The following is a 3,239-nucleotide window of genomic DNA, read 5'->3' as shown; positions in this document are numbered from 1 at the left end:
CGACATCGCAAACCACATTTGAATCTTTCAGGTAAGTCATTGCATGCAACTGATGTGGTGGACACTGGCTCGACCTACAGAATTTGCCGAGGCGGCCTGGGATGAGTTTGACCTTGAGAAGGCTGTTTGGCGTATCCCTGCGCAGCGCATGAAAGCGCGCAAGGAGCACCTCATGCCTCTACCACGTCAGGCAGTGGACATGCTCAAAGGACTGCATGCCATTACCGGCAACCGTAAGCACCTGTTTCCCGGCCGGGATGATCGCAACGCTCCCATGTCCGCCGCATCGCTTCGCCAGGCGCTCAAGGTTTTGGGGTGGAGCGGCGCCTATAGCCCACACGCCACGCGGACCACCGGCAGTACCCGCCTTAACGAGATGGGCTACCGTCCCGATGCCATCGAAGCGCAGCTTGCCCATGCTGACCAGAACAATGTGCGTCGTACCTACAACCACGCCACCTATTTCGATGAGCGTCGCGCCATGATGCAGGAATGGGCGGACAGATTGGACGAATGGAAAGAGCAAGCACAGGCATGACCACAAAGATCATGGCTCCAGATATTCCCAACTCCGATGCCGTCGCCGAGCTGCGCACCAGAGCAGAGGCAACCTGCGACCGATATGGCGTCCAGCGCCGCGAGCAATGTGTAAATGCTTTTCTGCGGCTGGCAGAAAGTTTTCGTTGGCGTACGATGCCGCCCCCTGAAATTGAAGAAGGCACACTTGAGCAACTAAAAAGACTCCGAGATGCGGCGTCCCGGTTAAGCAAGGCGCTTCGAAGCCTGGACGAAGAGTCGGCAGCGCTATTACCCGAATTTCTGAGGAAGGACCTGCCTACCCATAAGCTGTTCTGCGAGTCGCTACACTCCGTGAGCAGGCAACTATCAGCGTCCGGAGCAAGCAGAGAACATGAGGCCAAGGAGCTGATCGCGAAGCAATTTATCGTTACCTGCCAGCAATTCAGAATTCCGATCAAGTGGAGCAAGGAGTTCGAGTACCACTCGGTGAACAGCAAGAACGAGCCATCCGCCTATCTCCTCGGCGCCATCTATGCTGCAGGCGGCATGAAGGCCGATGCTGAAACCACGCCTGCTCATCGCGCCAATCACTATCTGGGGCGTTTCAGCAAAGGATTTACCGTCGCTATCGATGGAGTTGTAGTCCGGGTTCTGCTGAAGAAAACAGTGATAGAGCCCAATCTTTACATGTCCCAGATAATGAAAGCCGTCTCCGAGGGACGTGAACCAACCCTGCCCACAAGCAGCATCCTTACGGCATCTTGCCAAGGATACGAGCTTGGATTGTCTCGGCCATTTTGTGAAACATTCGACTGGCACAGCTGAGGCCACTGCTCGACACCGGTTTGCATGCTGGGTGATTTCAGGCCCGAGAATAGGGAGTGCAGGTGACAACCGTGCTCCCTGACTTCATAACCAGATCTTTTGCATGATCCCTTCGTGTTTCAACACGTTAAGAGGAACAGCATGCAAATCATCAAGACGCAGGATGTCTGCATGAAGATCTCGGTCAGCCGGACAACCCTCTGGCGACTTTGCCAGACTGAAGATTTTCCGAAGCCAGTTCGGCTAGGCCCTGGCGGCCGTTCGATTGGCTTTTTTGCCCACGAGATCGACGCATGGCTTGAGACTCAGGCTGCGGAGCGTGAGCACGCTGGTTGTCCGGCTCGCAAGAGGGCGAGGTCATGAGCCGCATCCGCGTTGACGACTCCGCCGAATACTGGTGGTCTCTGCCTTGCAGCCTGTTACGCGACTCCCGGTTGAGCTATGAAGCCCGAGGCGTGGCTTGCCACTTGCTCTCGCTAGGCCGTAACTGGCAGTTGCGCGCTGTCGCACTGCCGCGCGTGCTGCACGATCAGTCGCGAGCGAAAGGCCATCTTGGGCGAGACCTTTGCCGCCGCATCCTGCGCGAACTTGAAGATGCCGGCTACCTGGCGCGGAGGAAATTCCAGGACGAGGAAGGGCTTTGGCGATGGGAGTCCGTGTTGACACCCGTTTCGCAAATGGTGCCACAGACATCCATGGCCGGCTTGGCCGGCGACGGAGAAACCGTGGACGGCACATCCGTCGCCGGTCAGGGCGGTGATATAGGTGTAGGTGAATACAAGGAAGAAGTAGTAGTAAAAAATATAAAACCACTACTACAGACAGGGGCTGTGGGTAACTCTCCGAAAACGGGAGAGGCTTCCGCGCCCTTGGACTTGTCGCACCCTTCTCTTCTGCCCTACCTGCGCGTCATCGCCGACGTAACCCGCCGCTTCGGCCCCTCGCTCACGGCAGAACAGATACAGCTTGTCGCCGACGAGCTGGCTGGCGTGCTATCGGCGGCCGGCAGTGGCAAGCATGCGGGCATCCGTTCCGTCCGCTCATGGTTGCTGGCCGTGATGAATAGCGCTGTCGCGGGAGAATTCATCGCTGAGTTCGCGCCGAATATCGCTCGCTGGCGCAAGAACCGACATGAGGCGATGGAGGCAGCGCAGTCGCGCACCCCTGTGCAACAGTCAGAAGCCGAGCGTCAAAAAGCTAAGGCTGAACGCGCAAAGGCCATCGCCGATTTGAAAGCGATGTTTCATGGCCGGAAGCAATGATCGACGCGGATGAGATGCTTACGCTGATCGAATCGTGCCGGCGCGAGATGCAAGCCATGCTCCCGGCCGATGAGTTTGCCAGCTTGAGCAGCAAGACGAGGCAAGACTATCGCCAGCTCGGCCGAACGCTGCTGTTGCGTGCCCGCTACGCCGAAGGTGGAATGGCCGAAGTCATCACGGCCACCCAGCGTCCGACAACCTACTACAAGCGCGTCGCAGCGCTTCGCTACTGCCTGTACGCCGATCTTGTCGAGCGCCTGAAAAGCCTGCATTCCGCGCTCTTTGCTCGACCTGTGGACGAGTTGCAAGTCATGGCCATCCAAGCCCAATTGCAACAACAGCGTGCATTTCTGCGCGAGTTCGATATGGCCCGGCAAAGCGGCCATCCCGGCGAGCGCCGCAAGCGTGCCAGCAAGCGGCAAGCCTTGCGCGGCCTCCCCGGCGACTGGCGCGAGCAACTGTATCGGCGCGCTGCGAAAGGCAAGTATGCCGATGCGATTCTGGTCGCCGCGCTGACCGGCTGCCGCCCGGAAGAGCTCCGGCAAGGCGTGCACATTCGCCGGGTGGACAATCCGCGCAGCGGCATGGGCGAGATCAGATTCGAGATCGATGGCGCCAACGACAAGGCCCATC

5 protein-coding genes are annotated in these 3,239 nt (G+C 58.4%); all 5 read left to right on the top strand.

Translation table 11 applies throughout. The features are described from left to right. Nucleotides 1-43 precede the first annotated feature (43 nt). The gene (locus EV683_RS14150; RefSeq protein ID WP_243694774.1) at nucleotides 44-538 is read left to right on the top strand and encodes a tyrosine-type recombinase/integrase; all 495 of its coding nucleotides are present in this window, start codon (nucleotides 44-46) and stop codon (nucleotides 536-538) included. Next, entirely contained in the window at nucleotides 535-1,344 is an 810-nt protein-coding gene (locus EV683_RS14145) for a hypothetical protein (RefSeq protein WP_034085895.1), read from the top strand. The genes EV683_RS14150 and EV683_RS14145 overlap by 4 nt, the downstream gene beginning before the upstream one ends. Nucleotides 1,345-1,485: 141 nt before the next feature. Then, nucleotides 1,486-1,707, top strand: a complete 222-nt coding sequence (locus EV683_RS14140; protein ID WP_079387070.1) for a helix-turn-helix transcriptional regulator — start codon at nucleotides 1,486-1,488, stop codon at nucleotides 1,705-1,707. Next, nucleotides 1,704-2,606 carry a hypothetical protein gene (locus tag EV683_RS14135; protein WP_131863218.1) on the top strand — a complete coding sequence of 301 codons (903 nt, stop codon included), beginning with the start codon at nucleotides 1,704-1,706 and terminating at the stop codon, nucleotides 2,604-2,606. The genes EV683_RS14140 and EV683_RS14135 overlap by 4 nt, the downstream gene beginning before the upstream one ends. Nucleotides 2,607-2,620: 14 nt before the next feature. Then, nucleotides 2,621-3,239, top strand: a 619-nt coding sequence (locus tag EV683_RS14130) for a hypothetical protein (RefSeq protein ID WP_207910475.1), incomplete at its 3' end; no start/stop codon positions are given.

Origin of the sequence: Crenobacter luteus (assembly GCF_004345725.1) — a bacterium.
Taxonomy (GTDB): Bacteria; Pseudomonadota; Gammaproteobacteria; order Burkholderiales; family Chromobacteriaceae; genus Crenobacter; species Crenobacter luteus.
Note: the sequence above shows the minus strand (reverse complement) of the source record. Positions and strands in the feature narration are given on the sequence as shown.

What these genes read in the sequence shown, in the direction of transcription:
- EV683_RS14135 (WP_131863218.1), top strand. Translation starts at nt 1,704, where the DNA reads ATGAGCCGCATCCGCGTTGACGACTCCGCCGAATACTGGTGGTCTCTG.
- EV683_RS14145 (WP_034085895.1), top strand. Translation starts at nt 535, where the DNA reads ATGACCACAAAGATCATGGCTCCAGATATTCCCAACTCCGATGCCGTC.
- EV683_RS14150 (WP_243694774.1), top strand. Translation starts at nt 44, where the DNA reads ATGCAACTGATGTGGTGGACACTGGCTCGACCTACAGAATTTGCCGAG.
- EV683_RS14140 (WP_079387070.1), top strand. Translation starts at nt 1,486, where the DNA reads ATGCAAATCATCAAGACGCAGGATGTCTGCATGAAGATCTCGGTCAGC.